This window comes from Thalassospira sp. ABD4_177 (assembly GCF_056160125.1).
This window is the reverse complement of sequence record NZ_JBSWWO010000001.1, coordinates 40,242-60,993: the sequence shown is the minus strand read 5'-3', so window position 1 is coordinate 60,993 and position 20,752 is coordinate 40,242. Positions and strand designations below refer to the sequence as shown.

General features: G+C 57.1%; 19 protein-coding genes. 14 read left to right on the top strand and 5 right to left on the bottom strand.

Annotation, left to right across the window (positions count from 1 at the left end; translation table 11 throughout):
• The first annotated feature begins 153 nt into the window (after positions 1-153).
• The 3 genes from ACXAF0_RS00305 (at position 154) to ACXAF0_RS00295 (ending at position 3,409) form a co-directional block, all read left to right on the top strand.
• Positions 154-2,118, top strand: coding sequence for a potassium/proton antiporter (locus tag ACXAF0_RS00305; protein ID WP_475342792.1), 1,965 nt, complete (start codon positions 154-156; stop codon positions 2,116-2,118).
• Positions 2,119-2,252: 134 nt separating this feature from the next.
• Positions 2,253-2,753 (top strand): DinB family protein, encoded by a 501-nt coding sequence (locus tag ACXAF0_RS00300; protein ID WP_475342790.1) that lies wholly within the window; start codon positions 2,253-2,255, stop codon positions 2,751-2,753.
• The gene (locus tag ACXAF0_RS00295; protein WP_475342788.1) at positions 2,750-3,409 is read left to right on the top strand and encodes a LysE family translocator; all 660 of its coding nucleotides are present in this window, start codon (positions 2,750-2,752) and stop codon (positions 3,407-3,409) included. The genes ACXAF0_RS00300 and ACXAF0_RS00295 overlap by 4 nt, the downstream gene beginning before the upstream one ends.
• Positions 3,410-3,470: 61 nt before the next feature.
• Here the strand turns inward: ACXAF0_RS00295 and ACXAF0_RS00290 are convergent, their stop codons facing one another.
• The 4 genes from ACXAF0_RS00290 to ACXAF0_RS00275 form a co-directional block, all read right to left on the bottom strand.
• Positions 3,471-4,688, bottom strand: a complete 1,218-nt coding sequence (locus ACXAF0_RS00290; protein ID WP_475342785.1) for a cation:proton antiporter — start codon at positions 4,686-4,688, stop codon at positions 3,471-3,473.
• Between the two features lie 84 nt (positions 4,689-4,772).
• The gene (locus tag ACXAF0_RS00285) at positions 4,773-5,558 is read right to left on the bottom strand and encodes an inositol monophosphatase family protein (protein ID WP_475342782.1); all 786 of its coding nucleotides are present in this window, start codon (positions 5,556-5,558) and stop codon (positions 4,773-4,775) included.
• A gap of 60 nt (positions 5,559-5,618) precedes the next feature.
• On the bottom strand, positions 5,619-6,401 hold the full coding sequence (gene hisN, locus ACXAF0_RS00280; RefSeq protein WP_475342780.1) for a histidinol-phosphatase: 783 nt from the start codon (positions 6,399-6,401) through the stop codon (positions 5,619-5,621).
• Positions 6,402-6,572: 171 nt separating this feature from the next.
• A complete protein-coding gene (locus ACXAF0_RS00275) occupies positions 6,573-7,256 on the bottom strand; it encodes a c-type cytochrome (protein ID WP_475342777.1) in 684 nt (227 codons plus the stop codon).
• 364 nt (positions 7,257-7,620) lie between these two features.
• Here ACXAF0_RS00275 and ACXAF0_RS00270 point away from each other — a divergent pair, with 364 nt between their 5' ends.
• The 3 genes from ACXAF0_RS00270 to ACXAF0_RS00260 all read left to right on the top strand — a co-directional run bounded on the left by ACXAF0_RS00270 (position 7,621) and on the right by ACXAF0_RS00260 (position 9,866).
• Positions 7,621-8,361 (top strand): 3-deoxy-manno-octulosonate cytidylyltransferase, encoded by a 741-nt coding sequence (locus ACXAF0_RS00270; protein WP_475342775.1) that lies wholly within the window; start codon positions 7,621-7,623, stop codon positions 8,359-8,361.
• Positions 8,362-8,439: 78 nt separating this feature from the next.
• Complete coding sequence (locus ACXAF0_RS00265; RefSeq protein WP_475342773.1) at positions 8,440-9,300, top strand: prephenate dehydratase; 861 nt, start codon at positions 8,440-8,442, stop codon at positions 9,298-9,300.
• The gene (locus ACXAF0_RS00260) at positions 9,297-9,866 is read left to right on the top strand and encodes a hypothetical protein (RefSeq protein ID WP_475342771.1); all 570 of its coding nucleotides are present in this window, start codon (positions 9,297-9,299) and stop codon (positions 9,864-9,866) included. The genes ACXAF0_RS00265 and ACXAF0_RS00260 overlap by 4 nt, the downstream gene beginning before the upstream one ends.
• Before the next feature lie 74 nt (positions 9,867-9,940).
• Here the strand turns inward: ACXAF0_RS00260 and ACXAF0_RS00255 are convergent, their stop codons facing one another.
• Entirely contained in the window at positions 9,941-11,611 is a 1,671-nt protein-coding gene (locus tag ACXAF0_RS00255; RefSeq protein WP_475342770.1) for a methyl-accepting chemotaxis protein, read from the bottom strand.
• 408 nt (positions 11,612-12,019) lie between these two features.
• Between ACXAF0_RS00255 and ACXAF0_RS00250 the strand changes: the two genes are divergently transcribed.
• From ACXAF0_RS00250 to ACXAF0_RS00215, 8 genes are all read left to right on the top strand, one after another.
• Positions 12,020-13,756, top strand: coding sequence for a DEAD/DEAH box helicase (locus tag ACXAF0_RS00250; RefSeq protein WP_475342768.1), 1,737 nt, complete (start codon positions 12,020-12,022; stop codon positions 13,754-13,756).
• Positions 13,757-14,044: 288 nt separating this feature from the next.
• Positions 14,045-14,878, top strand: a complete 834-nt coding sequence (locus tag ACXAF0_RS00245) for a substrate-binding periplasmic protein (RefSeq protein WP_475342766.1) — start codon at positions 14,045-14,047, stop codon at positions 14,876-14,878.
• Positions 14,879-15,557: 679 nt separating this feature from the next.
• Positions 15,558-16,022 carry a PaaI family thioesterase gene (locus ACXAF0_RS00240; RefSeq protein WP_475342764.1) on the top strand — a complete coding sequence of 155 codons (465 nt, stop codon included), beginning with the start codon at positions 15,558-15,560 and terminating at the stop codon, positions 16,020-16,022.
• 104 nt (positions 16,023-16,126) lie between these two features.
• The gene (locus tag ACXAF0_RS00235) at positions 16,127-17,299 is read left to right on the top strand and encodes an isovaleryl-CoA dehydrogenase (RefSeq protein WP_475342762.1); all 1,173 of its coding nucleotides are present in this window, start codon (positions 16,127-16,129) and stop codon (positions 17,297-17,299) included.
• 54 nt (positions 17,300-17,353) lie between these two features.
• A complete protein-coding gene (locus tag ACXAF0_RS00230) occupies positions 17,354-18,541 on the top strand; it encodes an acetyl-CoA C-acyltransferase (protein ID WP_475342759.1) in 1,188 nt (395 codons plus the stop codon).
• Between the two features lie 157 nt (positions 18,542-18,698).
• Positions 18,699-19,673 carry a sodium-dependent bicarbonate transport family permease gene (locus ACXAF0_RS00225; RefSeq protein WP_475342757.1) on the top strand — a complete coding sequence of 325 codons (975 nt, stop codon included), beginning with the start codon at positions 18,699-18,701 and terminating at the stop codon, positions 19,671-19,673.
• A gap of 4 nt (positions 19,674-19,677) precedes the next feature.
• Entirely contained in the window at positions 19,678-19,989 is a 312-nt protein-coding gene (locus tag ACXAF0_RS00220) for a P-II family nitrogen regulator (RefSeq protein ID WP_475342755.1), read from the top strand.
• 141 nt (positions 19,990-20,130) lie between these two features.
• A complete protein-coding gene (locus ACXAF0_RS00215) occupies positions 20,131-20,751 on the top strand; it encodes a carbonic anhydrase (RefSeq protein WP_475342752.1) in 621 nt (206 codons plus the stop codon).
• Position 20,752: the final 1 nt, after the last annotated feature.

Below are 20,752 nucleotides of genomic sequence, written 5' to 3'. Positions count from 1 at the left end.
TCGATTTACGTCACCCGGAAATATTTTGGTTAAAAGCTGGGTGATGGCATTGCCGGTCATCATTTCCTAAGTATCTGAGTGTTATTGCTTTGTGAGTTGCCAACGAACAGCTTGATCCGCCCATTGTGAGATCCGAAAACAGGAGCCCCCGAAATGATTGAATCGATGAATCTGGTGATCCTGATTGCATCGATTCTGGTGGTGGTTGCTGTTTTCACCAGTCTGGTCAGCTTCCGGGTCGGCGCACCCTTGCTGCTGGTGTTTCTGTTTGTTGGTCTTGGGGCGGGCGAAGATGGCATTGGCGGCATCATGTTCGACAATGCGCCGCTGGCCTATTTCATCGGCTCCATCGCACTTGCCCTGATTCTGTTTGACAGTGGTTTTGAAACCCAGTTTCGAACGCTGAAAATTGCGGCCGGGCCATCGCTTGTTCTGGCGACATTCGGGGTGTTGATCACCACCGGTGTGATTGGCGGCGTGACGTGGCTGGTGCTGGATGTACCCTGGCTGGTGGCGCTGCTGTTTGGCGCGATTGTCAGCTCCACCGATGCGGCGGCGGTGTTTTTCCTGTTGCGCGTGGGCGGCATCAATCTGCGTGATCGTACGCGCAGCACGCTTGAAGTTGAATCGGGTTCGAACGACCCGATGGCGGTGTTTCTGACCATCTCGCTGGTCGAGCTGATCATTCTAGGCGGTGGCGACAACATCGCGCTTGAGCTCCTCCAGCGTTTTGTTCTGCAGATCGGGCTGGGCGGCGTCTTCGGGCTTGCCGGCGGCTATGCCCTGGTCTGGATGATCAACCGGGTCAAACTTGAACCCGGTCTGGTGCCGATCATCACCATGGCACTCGCACTCAGCCTGTTTGGCGCGACCAGTATCCTGGGCGGCAGTGGCTTTATGGCCGTCTATGTTGCGGGGCTTTATGCCGGCAACAGCAAGATGCAGATGAGCGTCGGGGTCCGACGCTTCCAGCATGTCACCACCTGGCTGGCCCAGATCGCGATGTTTGTCACGCTGGGCCTTCTGGCGACCCCGTCCGAATTCGGCGCGGTGATTATTCCGGGCGTGATTCTGGCGCTGGTTTTGGTGTTTGTTGCCCGTCCGGTTGCGGTCTGGCTGTGCCTGATGTTCTTTAACTTCTCGCGCAATGACACGGCCTTTATTTCATGGGTTGGTTTGCGCGGTGCCGTGTCGATCCTGCTTGCCATCGTGCCCATGGTCGAAGGCGTGCCCGAAGGGCAGCTTTTGTTTAACACCGCCTTTATCGTCGTCATCACATCCCTTCTGTTGCAGGGCTGGACAATCCGCAAGGTCGCCAATTGGCTGGGCATCATCGTGCCGCCGCGCCATGGTCCGGTCGACCGTATTGATCTGGAATTGCCCGGCAATGCCAATCAGGAAATCGTTGTCTATCGCGTGCACGAAGCCAGTGCGGTGGCAACCGGTCAGCGCATTCCGCGCTGGGCACGCCCAAGCCTGATCTTGCGCGATGGTGCATCGCTGCGGCCCCATTCCGCCGGACCCATTCAGGCAGGTGATCAGGTCTATATCATCACCCCGCCGCGCCATGTTGAACTGCTCGACCAACTGTTTGCCGGTCCGGCCGAAGGTGCCAATGACATCGAACTGTTTGGTGATTTCAGCTTCCCGGCGGATACCAAAATTGCCGATATCGCCCGTCTGTATGGCTTTGCGGTCGAAGATGATGATGCCGAGCTGACCGTGGCGACCATCATGGAACGCGAACTTGCCGGCGACCTCGAACTGGGCGATCGCCTGCCCTATGGCACGGTCGAGCTGATCGTGCGTCGCACCGATGACGAACATGGCGTGATCGAAGTCGGCCTGGCGGTTGAGCAGCAAAAAACCAAACCCAAACGCCGCATCCCGATCTTCCAGTCACGCAGTGAACTATTGGCAATCTGGAAGGACTGGCAAAAACGCAAGCGCGCTGAAAAGAACGCTGTCCTGCAGGCGGGAACCACCACGTCAACTGAAGCCGTCATTGTCGATGCGACAGGCGCGCCAAAGGCTGTCGTTTCGGAAACCAACGACGCCGATCCGGATCCGGCACCCGCAGATGACGACGACGACAGCAAGAAGACCGACCCCAAATAAGCTCGATTTACCCTGCTAATTGATTAGCCTGCCTAATGCCCGCATCAAGAATACTGGTTTGGGCCCGGGCAAAAACGGCTATAAATTCTGCCCCAGCATATGGGCATGATGCCCCAATTTGACGGAGAATGAAGATGAACGGTGCGGCCTATTTCGAACGCATGGCGCATTACAATATCTGGGCCAACAAGCATGCCTATGATGCCTGCGCGAAATTGCCAAAGGTCGAATTGGACGCACCCCGCCGCGCCTTCTTTCCCTCGATCATGCGCACGCTTAATCATCTGGTGGTGGCCGATCGTCTGTGGATGGGTCGCTTGCTTGGCAGTCCGGTGACCATGGCGCTTGATACGGTGCTTTATGAAGATTTCGATGCGCTGCGCACCGCACGCGAAGCCGAAGATCAGGCCATTCTGGAATTCACCCGCAATCTGACCGACGCCGAAGTCTCATCCGATCTGACCTATCAGTCGGTCACGGCTGGCGCCTATACCATGCCGCGCGATCTGATTTTGGGGCACATGTTTAACCATCAGACCCATCATCGCGGGCAGCTGTCCAACATGCTGATCGAAGCAGGTAGTGGCCCGCTTGAAATCGATCTGATCTATTTCGGGCGGGAGCTGTTGGCATGATCGAGCTTCTCATTGCCTATACGCCGTTTCTGATTGCGGCCCTGTTGCTCAATATCTCGCCCGGGCCGGACATGGCCTATATTGTCGGGCAAACCGCCGTGCATGGCCGCAAGATCGGTCTGTTCTCATCGATTGGCGTGATTTCCGGCGCCTTTGTTCATGTCTTGGCTGCAACCTTCGGGCTGTCGGCGATCCTGGCAACTTCGGCGCTTGCCTTTGCCATCGTCAAATGGATCGGGGTGGCTTATCTGGTGTGGCTTGGCATTGGCGCGTTGCGCAGCAGCTTTGCCAAATCTGAGGCAGATGAAGCATCTGATGCCCCCGCCGCACCGATTTCAACCAAACCGATGACGGCCTTTGCCGCCTGGCGCCAGGGGGTGATGATCGATGTGCTGAACCCCAAGGTCGCGATTTTCTTCATGGCCTTCCTGCCGCAATTCATTGATCCGGCACGCGGCAATGGCGCGTTTCAGTTTTTGCTGCTGGGTCTGATGGTGCTTCTGATCGCCTTTGTGGTCGAAGGCATGCTGGTTTTGGCCGTCGCCTCGGCCGCAGGCCGGATCAAGGGCAGTCGTAAACTCGGCACGTGGCTGCATCGTGCGCTTGGCACCATGTTCATCGCCCTTGGCGTGCGCCTTGCCATCACCCAGCAATAAGCAAACTCGGTCGAGTGTGGGGCAGGGACGCGTTTATGTCGCCCCGCTCAAAACCTGTCCCTCAGGATTTCCGCCCCAGATAACGCACCAGTGCCCGGGATGCCGGGGCGGCGGAAATACCGTGTGCGAGGATGCTGATGCAAATGATCATTGTGCCGGCGGCAAACAGGGGTCTGAACTCGCCCGGGTCAATCATGGTCGCCATGATCAGCATGTAAATCACCGAGGTAATGCCGCGCGGCCCGAACCAGCCGATATAAAGCTTTTCGCCCAGGCTATAGGGGCTGCCAATCATGCAGATCCACACACAAAGCGGGCGCAGAATGGCAAGGCTTGCAATGGAAAACACCAGCATCGACCAGGTCCAGGCATCATAAAGCGCTGGCACGACAATCAGGCCAAAGACAAAAAAGGTCAGCATGGTCAGAAGCTCTGACTCCGCCTCGCCAAAGCTTTCAATCGCATCCTTGACCGCATCGCTTGAGATATTAAGCGCAAGCCCACCGGCAAAGGCAGCAACAAAGCCATTGCCACCCAGTTCCTCGGCAAGCAAGAAAATGAAAAGCGCTGCCAGAACACCCAGCAACCTCTCAAACCGGGCCACGATGGTGCGGTGCTTGACCGCGTGATTAACCACCTGACCGATGACATAGCCACAGACAACCCCGATCACGGCACCAATCGAAATCTCAAGTACCGCCTCCGCGACCCAGCCCTGACGCCCGTCACTGAGTAAATTGGCTTCAAGCAACACCGCCGTGGTGAAGACCGGCAGAACCAGGCCGTCATTGAGCCCGCTTTCAATATTGATGCCCTGGCGCACCGGATCGGGCACGCCCTTGTTCTCCAGAACCGGCCGGCCAAGCGCAGCATCGGTCGGGCTGACAATAAGGGCCAGGATCAGGGCGGGCACGAGGCCGATCGCGGGATCAAGCCCGACGATAAACGCCCACGTCACCCCGATGGTCAGCGGCAATCCCACCAGCAAAAGCCGGATCGCCACATTGCGCGCCGCGCTTTCCTTGCGGTAATCGAGCACCGCGGCATCAAGGAACAAAATGATCGCCAGCGTCATTTCGGCAAAGCCGGTGGCAAAATGAATACTGCCCGAAAGCGCATCCATCGGCGCGCCGTGCCAGATGCCCAGCGGCAGGGCAACGAGCATCCCGGTCAGCACCATCATCATCGGTGATGAAATATTGCGCCGTTGCAGGCGGCGCGATTGCAACCCATAGACCAGCCCGGAGCCGAGAAAAAGAATGATCACCCATTCAAACATGGCACTGCCCAACCTGTTGCCCTGATCCCGTGCAGTGTGCCCGAAAGGTGCCAGATCGCCAAATGGTTAAGCGGTCTTGCGGCCTTACGCGATGGCCTTTTGCAGAACTGCCAACCCCTCAGCTTGGGCGCGTTTGTCGCCACTGGCAATCACCAGATCACCGCTATTGATGGTCAGGCTGTTGCCTTCCCAGTCGGTGATCACGCCGCCGGCCCCCTCAATCACCGGCACGGCGGCACAGAAATCATAGGGCTGCAGGTTGGACTCAACCAGGACATCGCCAAACCCCATAGCAATCAGGCCGTAGCCATATGAATCAATGCCGTAAATCGGCTGCTTAGCCGCACCAAATATCGCCTCGTATCCGGCGATTGCCTTTTCTTCGACGAAAAGATCCGGTCCGGTGGTGAATATGGTGGCATCTTTCAGGTGTGCGCATTCACGAGCGGTAACCGGCTTGCCATTTAACGTCGTTGGTTGTCCTTCAACCCCGATCCAGCGTTCATCCAAAATCGCCTGATCAATCACGCCCAGCACCGGCTTGCCATTGCGGCACAGTGCAATCAGGGCGTTGAAGCTGGGCTTGCCGGTAATGAACGACTTGGTGCCGTCAATCGGATCAAGGATCCAGACATATTCCGCCTCAAGGTTTTCCGGCCCGTATTCCTCGCCCAGAATGCCATGGTCGGGCAGTTCCGCATTGATCAGATCGCGCATGGTGCGCTCGATCGCCCGGTCGGCATCGGTGACAAGGCTGGCATCGCCCTTTTCATCAATCTCAAGCGGCTTGCGGTAATAGCTTTGCAGCACAGGGCGCGCCGCATCGGCAAGCTTGTGGGCCATGGTAAGAAACGGGTGGTCGTTGGTCATCAGATGTCCTGTGTCGGGCAGTATGGGGCAGGGGTTAGTTGGCAAGTAAAGGCGCGAAAATCACGCCATCGCCGCCTTGATGGTCGCCAGAACATCCTGATGGCAACGCGCGTCACCACTGGCGATGACATCACCGGCACTGTCCATGGTCAATGCCTTTCCCGCCCAATCGGTCATCACACCCCCGGCCCCTTCAACCACCGGGACAAGCGCGCAGAAATCATAAGCCTGCAGCCCGATCTCGACCACCGTGTCGGCCAGACCAAGCGCGGTCAGGCCATAGGCATAGGCATCCACACCATACATCGGCACCCGGCAGCCTTTTGACACCGCGTGATAGGCCGCCATGGCATCACCGGCAAAAAGCTCGGGCGCGGTGGTAAAGAAGGTCGCGCATTTCAGGTCGTCGCATTCGCGCGTGCTGATTTCCGTACCATTCATCGTGCTGGGTTTGCCCATGACACCGACCCAGCGTTCATCGGTAATCGCCTGATCGATAATGCCCAGAACCGGCTTGCCGTTGTGGCAAAGTGCGATCAGGGTAGCAAAGCTCGGCTTGCCGGAAATAAACGATTTGGTGCCGTCAATCGGGTCCAGCACCCAGACATATTCCGCGTCGACATTTTCCCGGCCATGTTCCTCGCCCAGAATGCCATGATCGGGCAGTTCGGTATTCAGGATATCGCGCATGGTGCGTTCGACTTCGCGATCGGCAATCGTCACCGGGCTGTCATCGGCCTTCACATCAACCGCGACCGGGGTGCGGTAATATTTGCGCACGACCGGGCGCGCGGCATCGGCCAGCTTGTGAGCGATTTCCAAAAACGGATCGAGATTTTCCATAAAGGCATTCCTGCAGGCGGTTGCGTTCGGGCGGGATATGGCCGGTACTATTTCCGCTTTGGGCTGATAACGCAAGAACGCCCTGCAAGAATCCCCGAACGCAAACAGGGGACAGTTTCCTGTCCCCTGCGAATTCGGTGCTGACCTGAAATCTCTGGTCAGGCGTAATTTCTACTGTGCGGTGACTTCTTCAACCGCGTCGCCTGCTTCTTCAACAGCGCCTTCAACGGCTTCTGCTGCTTCGTCAACGACTTCCTCAACCGCTTCGGCTGCTTCATCGACCGCCTCGGCGGCTTCAATTGCGGCCGGGTCGGGCAGGGCAACCGGGTTGTCGGATTTGCTGTTCAACCAGGCAATAACCGCTGCACGGTCAGATGCCTTTTTCAGACCGCCAAAGCTCATCTTGGTGCCATCGATGTAATCGCGCGGCTTGTACAGGAACGCGTTCAGCTCTTCAAAGCCCCAGGTACCGCCATGGTTGGCCATACCGTCGGAATAGGAGAAGTCATCCTTGTGGGCAAAGGCCGCACCAACGATGCCATAAAGGTTCGGGCCGGTTTTGTTCGGGCCGCCTTTTTCGACATCATGGCAGGATGCGCATTTTTTGAAGACTTTCTCGCCGTCACCCATGTCGGCAGATGCCAGCATGGCAAGAATCGGTTCCGGGCCAGCCGGTGCGGCCGGTGCGGCGGCCGGGGCACTGGCACCCGCCATCACATCTTCGGAGAACGGATATACCGGTGCTTCCAGTTCATCGGGACTGACCAGTGCGCTGCCGACCTTGCCGACAACCACTACCAGAAGCACAGCACAAATAACGCCGGCGACGATCTTGTTGATTTCCATCGTGTTCATGACGGGACCCCGTTACAGCCTAATCACTCTCAGGTTTTATCTTTATGTTCTAACCATGCGTCCCCGGCAATCCTCGTTGAAGAGAAACACACGTGTAACCGCAGGCAAAACTGGTCGGTGGGAAACTATACGTTTCAGCGATTTGCATCAACCTTTCTTAAACACCAAGGCGAATATCCATGCTTTAGAACTTTCGTCTAAGTCCTGCCCTTGGTGCCCTTGAAAAACGATTCCGCCTTTCGCCTGCCCACCAAAACCGGCTAATGTCGCGCCGATTCATACCTGTGTTCTGCCATCGCTTGTTCACATCACGCTTTGCGCAAGATCAAAAAACGGGTGTTTTGTGCCTGAACGGAGTGAAGAAATGTCGACCCCGCGCAATCCTGTCGTTGTAATTCCCGCCCGAATGGCGTCCACGCGTTTGCCCAATAAACCGCTGGCCGATATCTGTGGCGAACCAATGATCGTTCAGGTTTGGAAGCGCGCGACCGAGGCGGGAATCGGCCCGGTTCTGGTCGCTTGCGCCGAACAGGAAATCGCCGATGCGGTGACCGCTGCCGGGGGCATCGCCGTTCTGACCGATCCGGATCTGCCCAGCGGATCGGACCGCGTCCATCAGGCGCTCGAGACGTTTGATCCCGCCGGCAAGTTTGATGCCGTGGTCAATGTGCAGGGCGATCTGCCGACCATTGATGCCGTCGACATCCGCGCGGTGTTTGAACCGCTTGCGGATCCCGATGTGGATATCGCCACCCTGGCGGCCGAAATCAAACGCGAAGAAGAACGCACCAACCCCAATGTGGTCAAGGCGGTCGCGGCCTTTGGCACGGGCCGGGTCGCGCGTGCCCTTTATTTCACCCGCGCAACCGCCCCGCATGGCGACGGGCCGCTTTATCATCACATCGGTCTTTATACCTATCGCCGCGCGGCGCTTAACCGCTTTGTCGAACTGCCGCCCGCCGAACTTGAACAACGCGAAAAGCTCGAACAGCTGCGTGCGCTTGAAAACGGCATGGTGATCGCGGTTGCCCTGGTCGATGGTGTGCCGCTTGGTGTCGATACACCCGAAGACCTTGAACGCGCACGACTTGTCTTGGGCGCGTAATTGGGGTTTTCTATGCAGCCGCTTCGCAATGAAGCAGCTCTATAACAAGACTTTATGACCACTTCAGGAAACAGCCAGATGACTGCGCAACAAAGGATCGCTTTTCAGGGAATGCACGGTGCCTATTCGGATCAGGCAGCCCGCGGCACCTTTCCGGGTGCAACGACAGTACCGTACAGGACCTTTGAAGGCGCATTTGGCGCACTCGAAGAAGGCGATGTCGATCTGGCGGTGATCCCGATTGATAACACGCTGGCCGGTCGCGTCGCCGATGTGCATCACATCCTGCCGGAATCCGGTGTTCATATTATCGGCGAAACCTTCCTGCGCATTAACCACGCGCTGGTCGCCGTGCCCGGTACCAAGATCGAAGACATCAAGGAAATCCATAGCCACGTTCACGCGCTCGGCCAATGCCGCAAACTGCGCAAGGAGCTGGGTGTGAATGCTGTGGTCGGCCCCGATACCGCCGGCTGTGCCAAAGAAGTCGCTGATCGTGGCGATAAATCCATCGCTGCCATTGCCCCGGCACTCGCGGCCGAGATTTATGGTCTTGATGTGCTGCGTACCGAGGTCGAAGACGCTGCCCACAACACCACGCGCTTCATCATTCTGGCGCGCGAACCTCTTGATATCGCCAATGACGGCACCCCGGTCGTGACAAGCTTCGTCTTCCGCGTGCGCAACGTCGCCGCCGCCCTTTACAAGGCGTTGGGCGGTTTTGCCACCAACGGCATCAACATGACCAAGCTTGAAAGCTACATGGTCGAAGGCCACTTCACCGCGACCCAGTTCTTCGCCGAAGTCGAAGCCCATCCCGAACAGCTTGGTCTGCGCCACGCGCTCGAAGAATTGCAATTCTTTTCCCACGAAGTCCGCATTCTCGGCGTCTATCCGGCCCATTCCTTCCGCAAGGAAAACAACCTTCCGGCGGAATGATGGTGAACGGAGAAATACTCAGATTATTTGATCTGTTTTGTGCTGGAGTTAAGGACGGGCATTTTGAGATTTATAACGAGTTCAGTCTTCAACACGAGCTGGGCGTTTTCTTGCGTCAGCATCTTTCGGGATTCAAGATTCAGTTCGAACGGAACGTCAGTTTCTTCGGCCTCAGAAAAGCTGAATTCATAAAAAAAGAAATCGATATTTCTGTGTTTGACGGAGCTGACCATAGCTACAGAGCTGCCGTAGAGTTGAAATTTCCTCGCAATGGTCAAGTTCCGGAGCAAATGTTCAGTTTCTGCAAAGATATTGTTTTTGCTGAACAGCTGGTTCGGGCGGGTTTTTCTGAGAGTTATGCGGTTATATTTGCCGATAGCGACTTGTTTTATACAGGGCGGAATGAAGGGATATATGGGTACTTTCGCGCGGGAAGGCCTTTAACAGGTACGATAGCGAAGCCAACGGGCAAGGAACCGATATCGATTGATATCCAAGGAAACTACGTCGTTGATTGGCGGGACGTAAGTGGAAAGCTTAAGTGTGCTGTGGTGAAAGTCGGTTAGATTATTTCTAGAACTGGTTTCGAGAAAAAAGGCCGCCCAATCGGGGCGGCCTTCTTTGTTGGGAAGCTTGTCGTTCAGCCTTCAGATTGCTTGAGCAAGTCGGACGAGAACCGTTTGATGATCTGGCTCAGTTCGGCTGAGCGGTCTGAAAGCTCTGCCGATGCCGATTTCAGTTCGTCTGCGTCGTTGGTGGTGCCTTGCGCATTCTTCATGGTTTCATCAACGCTTTGGGAAATCTGTTTGACGCCATCCGCACTGCGATTGGCATTGCCCGAGATTTCCTGTGTTGCCGCACCCTGTTCTTCAATGGCGGCCGCAATGGCAGTTGATGCGCCCCGGACCTGTTCGATGGTTTCCGACACCCGCGAAATGCCGGTTACGGCACGTTCGGTGCCATCAACAATATCGTTGATCTGTGCTGCAATTTCGTCGGTCGCCTTTGCCGTCTGGGTCGCAAGGTTTTTGACCTCGTTGGCGACAACCGCAAACCCTTTGCCAGCTTCACCCGCACGCGCCGCCTCGATGGTCGCGTTCAGGGCCAGAAGGTTGGTTTGAGCAGCAATGTCGTTGATCAGGCCAATGATTTCCTTGATCTTGTCGACCGTCTCCGACAGGCCTGCGACGTCGTTTGATGCGCTCTGGCTTTCATCAGTTGCCCGTTCCACCGTGTTTGACATTTGCGAAATCTGCATGTTGATTTCGGTAATCGACGATGAAAGTTGCTCGGTCGCGGCGGCAACCGCATCCACATTCTGCGAAACTTCGCCGGCGGCGGATGCAACCTGCTGGCTCTGGCCCAAAATGCCATCCGCACTTTGCGACATGCTCACAGCAAGATCGGCGCTGCGCTGAACCGAACGGTCCACCGCACTGGCAATGCCACCGACTTCGCTTTCAAGCTTTTCGGCAATTCCGCGAATATTGCTGCGACGTTCTTCCTCAGCCTTTTGTTTCTGCACGGCCGCATCGGCTTCAAGCTGCTGCGCCTGTGCCGACTTGTCACGCAGCGCCAGAACACCGGCTGCCATGTCGCCAATTTCAACAAAACGCGATTCGGTTTCGACCGGTGCCTGATAATCACCGTCGGCAATCGTGCGAATGCTGCTGTTCATGCCAACAATGCTTTGGGCAATCCGCGTACCGACAAGCCATGACAAGACACCGGCGATAATGATCGCAATGACGGAAATGATCGCGATGTGCTGCATGACAGAAATAAATTCTGCCTTAACATCATCCATATAGACGCCAGCACCAATGGCCCAGTTCCATTCCGGGATTGGGCGGACATAGGCGGCTTTCTCGATCAGTTTGTCACCTTCGCCGGGCTTTTTGGTTTCATAAAGGATGACATCGCCACCGGCTTTGGCTGCGGCAACGATCATGTTGCGCACCCTGCTGTCGGGATTGCACTTGCCAACGTCTTCAGGGCTCAGCGGATCGAGCTGCATGCAGTAATTGTAGTCTGTCGCATAGACATAGTTCTGCCCGTCAAACCGGTATGCATTGAGCACATCCAGGGCCGCAGCCTTGGCTTCGTCTTCGGTCATCTCGCCGCTTTTGGCCTTGGCGATATAATTATTGACGATGGTGACGGCGCCTTCGGTCAGATGCGAAATCTGTTCAAATTTCGCATTTCGAAGACTGGTTTGATAGTTCAGAGCAACTGTGGCGATAATTGCCAGCAGCACTACAAGACAAATGGCGGGAATCGAGAAGATCCCCGAGACGACCCGGAATCGCATGATTATCCCCTTCTAGGCGTTTGTAGCGTCTCCAGAATATACGCTCGTTTGTGCAACTAGATAATTAAGAATAGGCGCACGCTGTATTACATGGTTGTGACATTCATCGCCGCCAACAGGATAGAAATGCGTTTTTGCATGGCTGATCGGCGCGGGGATTGTTTGACTTCTGGTCAAATGCCCTGTATCACCCCGCTCATTCCTTCGCTTGCAAAGACAGAATGAGCTGTCAGGAACTGTATGAAAAGGCGAGGGCGGCTGTATCGTGATGACGGTATGGCCTCACATCATTTGCCTCTCATGCGGGTCCGACGCTGGCTCTTTGCCAAGCACCGGTCATGACTGCGTTTGGGCAGGCACTTTAGGCGTTAACATGTCGCCGACCGGATAAACGAAGGACTTTCCTTTATGACTGATTTTAACGGGCTCAAACTGATCGAGCCCCTGCTGCGCAATGTTGAAGCGACCGGGTTTACGGCGCCGACCGAAATTCAGGCAGCCACCATCCCGGCCCTTCTAGAAGGCAATGACCTGATGGGTATTTCCCATACAGGTGGCGGCAAAACGGCCGCTTTCTGCCTGCCATTGCTGCAGCGCCTTGCTGAAAATCCCAAGCGCCCGAAACCGGGTCAGCCGCGTGCCGTTATTCTGGCGCCGACCCGCGAACTGGCGACCCAGATCGGCCAGTGCCTGCGTGATTTCAAAAAAGGCATCCGCCTGTTTTCCTCTGTTGTCTTTGGCGGCTCTCCGATGGGCCCGCAGATTCAAGAACTGCGCCGTGGCGTGGATATCCTGGTTGCGACCCCGGGCCGTTTGCTGGATCACATGTCGCGCAACACCGTGCGTTTTGACGATGTCGAAGTCTTCATTCTTGATGAAGCCGACCGCATGCTCGACATGGGCTTCTCCGAAGACGTTCTGACCGTTGCCGAACTTCTGCCGAACGATCATCAGACCGTGATGTTCTCGGCAACCATGCCGGCCGAAGTCAAACATCTGACCGATCGTCTGCTCAAAAACCCGGTCAAGGTCGAAACCGCACCGCAGGCCAGTGTCACCGAGCGCGTAACCCAGCGTGGCATGTTCGTGAAACGTCACGACAAGACCAAGCTTCTGGTTCAGCTGCTCAAGCGTGATGAAGCCGAACGTGTTCTGGTCTTCACCAAAACCAAGGCAGATGCCGACGAACTGTCGTTCCAGCTGCGCGATGAAGGGGTCGACAGCGACGCCATCCATGGCGACAAGCAGCAGCGCATCCGTCAGAAAATCCTGCGCAACTTCCGCAATGGCCGTTTCCCTGTGCTGATCGCAACCGATGTTGCGGCACGTGGTATCGACGTTCCGGGCATTACGCACGTGATCAACTATGATCTGCCCCAGGATACCGACAGCTATGTTCACCGTATCGGTCGTACCGGTCGTGGCAGTGCCGAAGGCATCGCGATTTCGTTCTGCGAACCGCGTGACATCCGCCTGCTGCGCAACATCGAACGCCTGATCAAACAGGAAGTCGAGATCGACGAAGATCACGAATTCCATGCTGCTCCGCCGCCCCGTTCGTTCGGTGCTGGTGGCGGTGGTCGCGGTCGTGGTGGCCGTGACGGTGGTCGTGGCTTCGGCGGCGGTCGCGGCGGCTTTGGCGGTGGTCGCGATGGTGGCCGTGGCCGTGGTGGCTTCGGCGGCGGACGTGATGGTGCCCGTGGTGACAATCGTGACGGTGGTCGCGGTCGTGGCTTTGGCGGCGGTCGTGATGGCGGCCGTGCCGGTGGCCGGGGCGAAGGTGAACGCGCTGCCCGTGATGGTGGCGGTCGTCGTGACTTCAATGATCGCCCGCGCCGCGAAGATCGTGATTTCCGCAAACCGCGCTTTGACAATGATGACCGTCCGCCGCGCGGCGATCGTGAAGATCGCAATGGTGGCGGTCGTGGTGGCAACTTCCGTCCCCGTGGTGAAGGCCGTGGCGAAGGTGGCAACCGTGACGAACGTCGTTTCGGCGACAAGCCGCGTGGTGATCGCGGTGGTAACTTCCGCGGCCGCGATGGCGCCCGTGGTGACAATCGTGATGGTGGACGTCGTGACTTCAATGATCGTCCGCGTCGCGACAACCGTGGTGGCAACCAGGGCATGAAACGCCGTTCGGCGTAAGTCTGCCCCGCTTGTTTGCAGGCACGGATTGAAGGCTGTGCAGGGGACCGACATCGCCCAGGCGTCATGTCGGAGCACAGAACTTCATAAAAAACACATACGGGGGACCGGCTGGCAACAGCTGGTCCTTCGCCATTTTGGCGTGTGTTCCCCGATCTCGAATTTCGATTAATACGCATTTAGACCTATCCCTTAGTGTGGAATTGAACTAAATTTGCTACACCTAAGATTAATTTTTCTGATCTGCATGTAGCCCTGGATTGGGCGGCAGGCAGGGAAAGAGTGGTAATGATGAAGATCTGGCTTGCATCTTTGGCCGTGTTTTTGGCCACAGTGATAGGTTCGGCGCCGCTTCGCGCGCAATCCGATGAAAACGGCGGTGTGCGCGATGCCGACGGGCAGCGCGACTGCACCCGTCTGGTTGCCTCGGGCAATCCGGATTATCCGCCCTATCTCTGGGTCGCCAAGGATGGTGAAACCCTTAACGGGGCGGCGGCCGAATTCATCAAGCGGGTCGGCGAGTTCGCCGGTATCGAGATTGATGTGGTCTATGCCGGCAATTGGGGCCGCGTGCAGCAACGCATGCGCGACGGGACCCTTGATATGATTGCCGGGGCTTTTCTGACTCTGCCGCGCCTTGATTACATGGACTATTTCTATCCGGCTTTTCAGGGCACCCGCACCCTGATCTGGACGCGCGACAATCTTGATCTGGGCTATAGCCAGTGGTCCGATCTGCTCGGCATCGAAGGCCTGACCGTCATCAATAACAGTTTCGGACAGGAATTTGACGCTTATGCCCGTCACAACCTGACCATCCGCGAAGTCCCCAGCCTCGAGCAGGGCCTTCAGATGCTCTCGCTCAACCGGGCTGAATATCTGATCTATGAAGAATTCCCCGGCAAGGCGGTCGCAGCACACGAAAACATCACCAATATCCGCAGCTACGAGACCCCGGTCAGTGCCGAAAACCTCTATCTGACCATGTCGCACAAATCCGAATGCAATACCGGCGAACTGCGCGGACGCCTGTCACGCGCCGTCTTCGACCTCGTCTCGCGCGGCGTCATGTCCGAACTGCTCGAAGCCAGCATTCAGGAATGGGGCGAACACACCAACTAGGGCATCAGCCAGCCTGAGCGCCCGAAACGGTGCGGCCGGAACCCCAGCGGCCACCCCGCCTGAGGCACCCGACTGACGAACCCGCCCGGTCTTTGCACCCGGCGGGCGCCAGACACCTCCCGGACTGTACACGCATCCATCGCACCACCGAGGCAACGCGCCGCCAATGCAACGCGCCTGAACACGCGACGGGGCGTTATGCTGCCCCAAACATCCCTGCCGCCCGTTTCATCGACTCCCTAAGGGAGCACGCCTGCGTTGCCCACGGCCCGCCGTGATGCTCTGGCTCAAGCCGCCTGACCGCTCCAATCAGCCGGCTGCCCCAGTCGGCCAGCCGGAGGACCTCCCTAAGCCCCAGTGCGAGTAAAGCCCCGGCCACCCGAAACCCCCAGCGGCACAAAGCCTCCAGCCGCCCAATGTCCCCAATCGACCGAAACCCTCAATCGACCAAAACCTTTAGCCACAGAGCCCCCAACCGCCCAGAGCCTCTCGCCTCAGGACACCCCGCCAACCCGTGGAAAAGCCGCCGGATACCGTGCCTCAATCGGGTTTTCGACATAAATTGGTATAGCTATGCCGATTTGATTTGACGTTAACGTTAACGTTAACTACAACAGAGTCGCGTCATATCCCGGTACGGTCCCTAATAACCGTGTCGGCTTCACCACAGGATCGCGACATGGCTTCGTTTGAACCGCAAAACCCCGATTACGCTGCCGAAGTGCGCAAGCGTTTTGCCCAGCAGCCCTACAATCTGTCGATCGGGGCGGAGGTTGCTGATGTGCAGCCGGGCCGGGTTGAGGTGATTGTGCCAACGCGCGCCGATCTTATTCAGCATAACGGCTATTTCCATGGCGGTCTGATCGCCGGTTTGGCCGACATCGCCGGTGGGTTTGCCGGCTGGAGCCTGGTTGAGGCCGATCAAGGGATGCTGACGATTGAATATAAACTCAACATCGTTGCCCCCGGTCTGGGCGATCAGCTCCGTGCGGTCGGCGAGGTTGTTTCACGCGGTCGTTCAATCATTGTCACCCGCATCGATGTCTTTGGTATGAGGAATGATGAACCGGTTCTGTGTGCGACATCGCTTCAGACGCTCAAGGTGATGAAGCTGCCGCCGGAATTATTGGATGACGTTGCATAATCGCAGCGATTATTCACTTTTATCGAAAAATAAGACCGCCAGCGTGAAACACGCGTGAAACAGTTAGAAAATACCGAGAAAACATCTAGGGCAGGAACACCATCATGGCATTTTTCGACTTTCCCGGATTGAAGTTCGATCTTGGCGAAACCGCAGAAGCGATCCGCGAAACCGTCTCGTCCTTTGCCGAGGCCGAAATCGCCCCGCGCGCGGCCGAGATTGATGAAACCAACCAGTTCCCCAATGATCTGTGGCGCAAGTTCGGTGATCTTGGCTTGCTCGGCATGACGGTGTCCGAAGAAGACGGTGGGACTGGTCTTGGTTACCTTGAGCATGTCATTGCAATGGAAGAAATCAGCCGTGCTTCGGCCTCGGTTGCCCTTTCTTATGGCGCGCATTCCAACCTGTGCGTCAATCAGCTCAAACGAAACGCCACAGCCGAACAGAAGGCGAAATACCTGCCCAAACTGATGAGCGGCGAGCATATCGGCGCCCTTGCCATGAGCGAGCCGGGTGCTGGATCGGACGTTGTGTCGATGAAGCTCAAGGCCGAGAAAAAGGGGGATCGCTATATCCTCAATGGCAACAAGATGTGGATCACCAACGGCCCGGATGCCGATACCCTGGTGGTTTACGCCAAAACTGACCCGGATGCCGGGGCCAAGGGCATTACCGCCTTTATCATTGAAAAGACGTTCAAAGGCTTCTCGACGGCGCAAAAGCTCGACAAGCTGGGGATGCGTGGGTCAAACACTTGCGAATTGGTGTTCCAGGATTGCGAAGTGCCCGAAGAAAACATTCTCGGCCAGCTCAATGGCGGGGTGCGCGTTCTGATGAGCGGCCTTGATTATGAACGTGCGGTTCTGGCCGCAGGCCCCACGGGCATCATGCGCGCCTGTATGGATGTTGTTGTCCCCTATATCCATGAGCGCAAGCAGTTCGGTAAGGCGATTGGTGAGTTCCAGCTGATGCAGGGCAAGATTGCCGATATGTACACTACGATGAATGCGTGCCGCGCCTATGTCTATGAGGTCGCCAAGGCGTGCGACCGTGATGAAACCTCGCGCAAGGATGCGGCGGGTGTGATCCTTTATGCCGCAGAAAAGGCGACCTGGATGGCGCTGGAAGCCATTCAGACGCTGGGCGGCAATGGCTATATCAATGAATATCCGACAGGCCGTTTGCTGCGCGATGCCAAGCTCTATGAAATCGGTGCCGGCACCAGCGAAATCCGCCGTATGCTGATTGGCCGTGAACTGTTTGGCGAAACCGCCTGAGTTCTGAGCTTTATCCAAAACCCTCGTCCCACGAACACAAAACGGACCCTGACCATGAGCACTTCTGACCCGATCGTCATTGTTTCCTGCGCACGTACCCCGATGGGTGGCCTGCAGGGTGATTTTGCCACTGTGACCGCATCCGAACTGGGCGGTGTTGCCATCAAGGCCGCACTCGCGCGCGGTGGTGTGTCAGCCGATGATATTGATGAAGTCATCATGGGCAATGTCCTGCCCGCCGGTCAGGGGCAGGCACCTGCCCGTCAAGCCGCCTGGAGCGCCGGTATCCCGCGGGCTGCGGGGGCGACGACGATCAACAAGATGTGCGGATCGGGCATGAAGGCCGTGATGTTTGCCCATGATACGCTGGTTGCCGGTGGTGCCGATGTCATGGTGGTAGGTGGCATGGAAAGCATGACCAATGCGCCGTTCCTGCTGCCAAAAATGCGGTCGGGTCATAAATACGGTCATGACATGGTTTATGACCATATGGCGCTGGATGGTCTGGAGGATGCCTATGACAAGGGCCGCTCCATGGGTACCTTTGCCGAGGCAACAGCCGAGAAATACGGCTTTAGCCGCGAGGCACAGGATGACTATGCCATCACCTCGCTCAAGCGTGCGCAGGAGGCTGCGCAATCCGGTCATTTCAGTGATGAAATCGCCCCGGTGAGTTACGCCACCCGCAAGGGCGAGGTCACCATTGATGCCGACGAACAGCCGCCAAAAGCCAAACCTGAGAAAATCCCGACCCTGCGCCCGGCCTTTGCCAAGGATGGCACGGTGACAGCCGCCCATTCTGCATCGATTTCCGACGGGGCCGCTGCGCTTGTCATGATGCGCGCGTCCGAGGCCGAAAAGCGCGGGCTTAAGCCGCTGGCGAGAATCACCGGTCAGGCCACCCATGCGCAGGAGCCGTGCTGGTTCACGACGGCCCCGATTGACTCGATCAAGAAGGTTCTGGGTAAGGCTGGTTGGAGCAAGGACGATGTCGATCTTTGGGAAATCAACGAAGCCTTTGCGGTGGTGGCGATGGCGGCCATGCGGGATCTGGAACTTGACCACGACAAGGTCAATGTCCATGGCGGCGCCTGTGCGCTCGGCCATCCGATTGGTGCGACCGGTGCGCGTTTGCTGGTCACCCTGATCCATGCGCTTAAGACCCGTGGCGGGAAAAAGGGTGTGGCCTCGCTTTGCATTGGGGGTGGCGAAGCAACTGCGGTTGCAATCGAACTCCTGTAACTCCCGCCAGAATTATGTGAACCAAGTTACGCCCCAGCGACGAGAGCCGATGGCTTTCTGGTGACAGAAAACCGTGATCCTGCTATCGGATTGACGTTTTTGGCGCAGGGGCGAGGCTATCTGCGCGACACAGCGGAATCACAGTCAAGGGACAGCCATGCAAGATGTGTTGAGCCTGGCGGCGCAAAATCTTCTGTCGCCCATCGTTCTATTCTTTGTTCTGGGGGTGGGTGCCGCCCTAGCGCGATCGGATCTGACGATCCCTGAAGCCGTGGCCAAGGGGATCTCGTTGTATCTGCTGTTTGCCATCGGTTTCAAAGGCGGGGTTGCCGTTTCCAATAACGGCATAGACCTGACATTGGGCATGAGCTTGGCGGCGGGTTTGATCCTGTCCTTTGTTCTGCCCTTCATTGCCTTTGCCCTGCTGCGCTGGATATCACAACTGAGCCGCACGGATGCGGCCGCAGTCGCCGGGCATTATGGTTCCATCTCGATTGTTACCTTTGTCGCGGCAACCTCGGTCCTGCAAAGCTCGGGCATCGCGGCAGAGGGTTATATGGTCGCCGTTGCCGCCGCGATGGAAGCACCGGCCATATTCTCGGCCCTGTTGTTGGTTTCATCTGGGGGCAAGGGTCGTTTGGATGGCGCGCTTATCCGTGAAATCCTGCTGAATGGCTCAATCGTTTTGCTGGTCGGCAGTTTCTTTATCGGCTGGATCACCGGTGCGGATGGCATGGCCAAGATCGAGGCGCTGATTGTCTCGCCCTTCCAGGGGGTTCTGTGCCTGTTCCTGCTTGATATGGGGCTGGTTGCCGGACGTGGTCTTAAACAGGGGCGCGCGGTGTTGCGCCCGGGGCCGCTGGCCTTCGGGGTGTTGATGCCGATCATTGGATCGTGCCTGGGTCTGGTCTTTGCGCTGATTATTGGTTTGTCGCTTGGTGGGGCGGTGCTGCTGATGGTGCTGGGCGCCTCGGCAAGTTATATCGCGGTGCCCGCCGCGATGCGTGTTGCCCTGCCCGAAGCCAATCCGTCGGTCTATCTTACGCTGTCACTTGGTGTGACGTTCCCCTTCAATCTGACGCTTGGCATTCCGCTGTATCTTGCCATCGCCAGCGCCGTTCACGGAGGTTAATCCCATGGAAAAGCATGATGCCAAACGCGTGGCGATCATTATCGAAGCCATCATGGAAAGCCGCCTGCGCCAGGCGCTTGAGGGGGCGGGTGTGACCGGCTTTTCCGTTCTGCCCGTGCTTGGCGGGTCGGGGCGGTCGGGCAATTGGAGCCGCGATGATACCGTGTCGCGCGGCGGCGGCATGGTTCAGGTGATCTGCATCATCCGGCCTGAGAAACTCGATCGGATGCTGGAGGCGGCATTCGAGGTGGTCGACCGCCATATCGGCGTTGTCACAATCAGTGATTGTCAGGTGCTGCGCGCCGATCGTTTCTAGAAACGTCAGGGTTTTGTTGGGATCAAAACAAAGGAGATCGCACGTTTAAAACGATTCAAAAGGTGTGAATGAGGGCTATCAACTTGGGCGAATTGGTCCTATTTTGGCGACAGCGTCATACAGAATAGGGGACTTCGCGAGATGCCAAAGCCAACCGTTGATCGGATGCTTGCCGGGTTCAAGAGCTTCAAGGCGATGTATTATGATCAGCGCCCGGAGCGCGTCGAAGACCTGGTCAATATGGGCCAGCGACCGGAAGTACTTCTGATTGCCTGTTCTGATTCCCGCGTTGATCCCGCCATTCTGACCAATGCCGAACCGGGCGAGATGTTTGTCATTCGTAACGTGGCCAACCTTGTTCCGCCCTATGAGCCCGATGAAAACTATCACGGGACGTCTTCGGCAATCGAATTTGCGGTGCGCGATCTCAAGGTCAAGGACATCGTCATTCTCGGCCATTCGGCATGCGGGGGCATGCAGGCCCTGGTCGAGCATGGCGAAACCGGCAAGGTGCCGGATCGTGACTTTATCGGCGAGTGGGTCAGCATTGCGAAATGCTGCCTCGAACATGGCCCGGATGCCGACAAGGTATCGCGCCATTCGGTGCGCAACTCGCTGCAAAACCTGATGACATTCCCGTTCATCAAGGAACGGGTCGAGGCCGGTGACCTCAAGCTGCATGGCTGGTGGTACGGCATGAAAGAAGGGATCCTGTGGCGCTTTGATGACGCGCAGGACAAATTTGTTCAGGGCGAAGAATAAG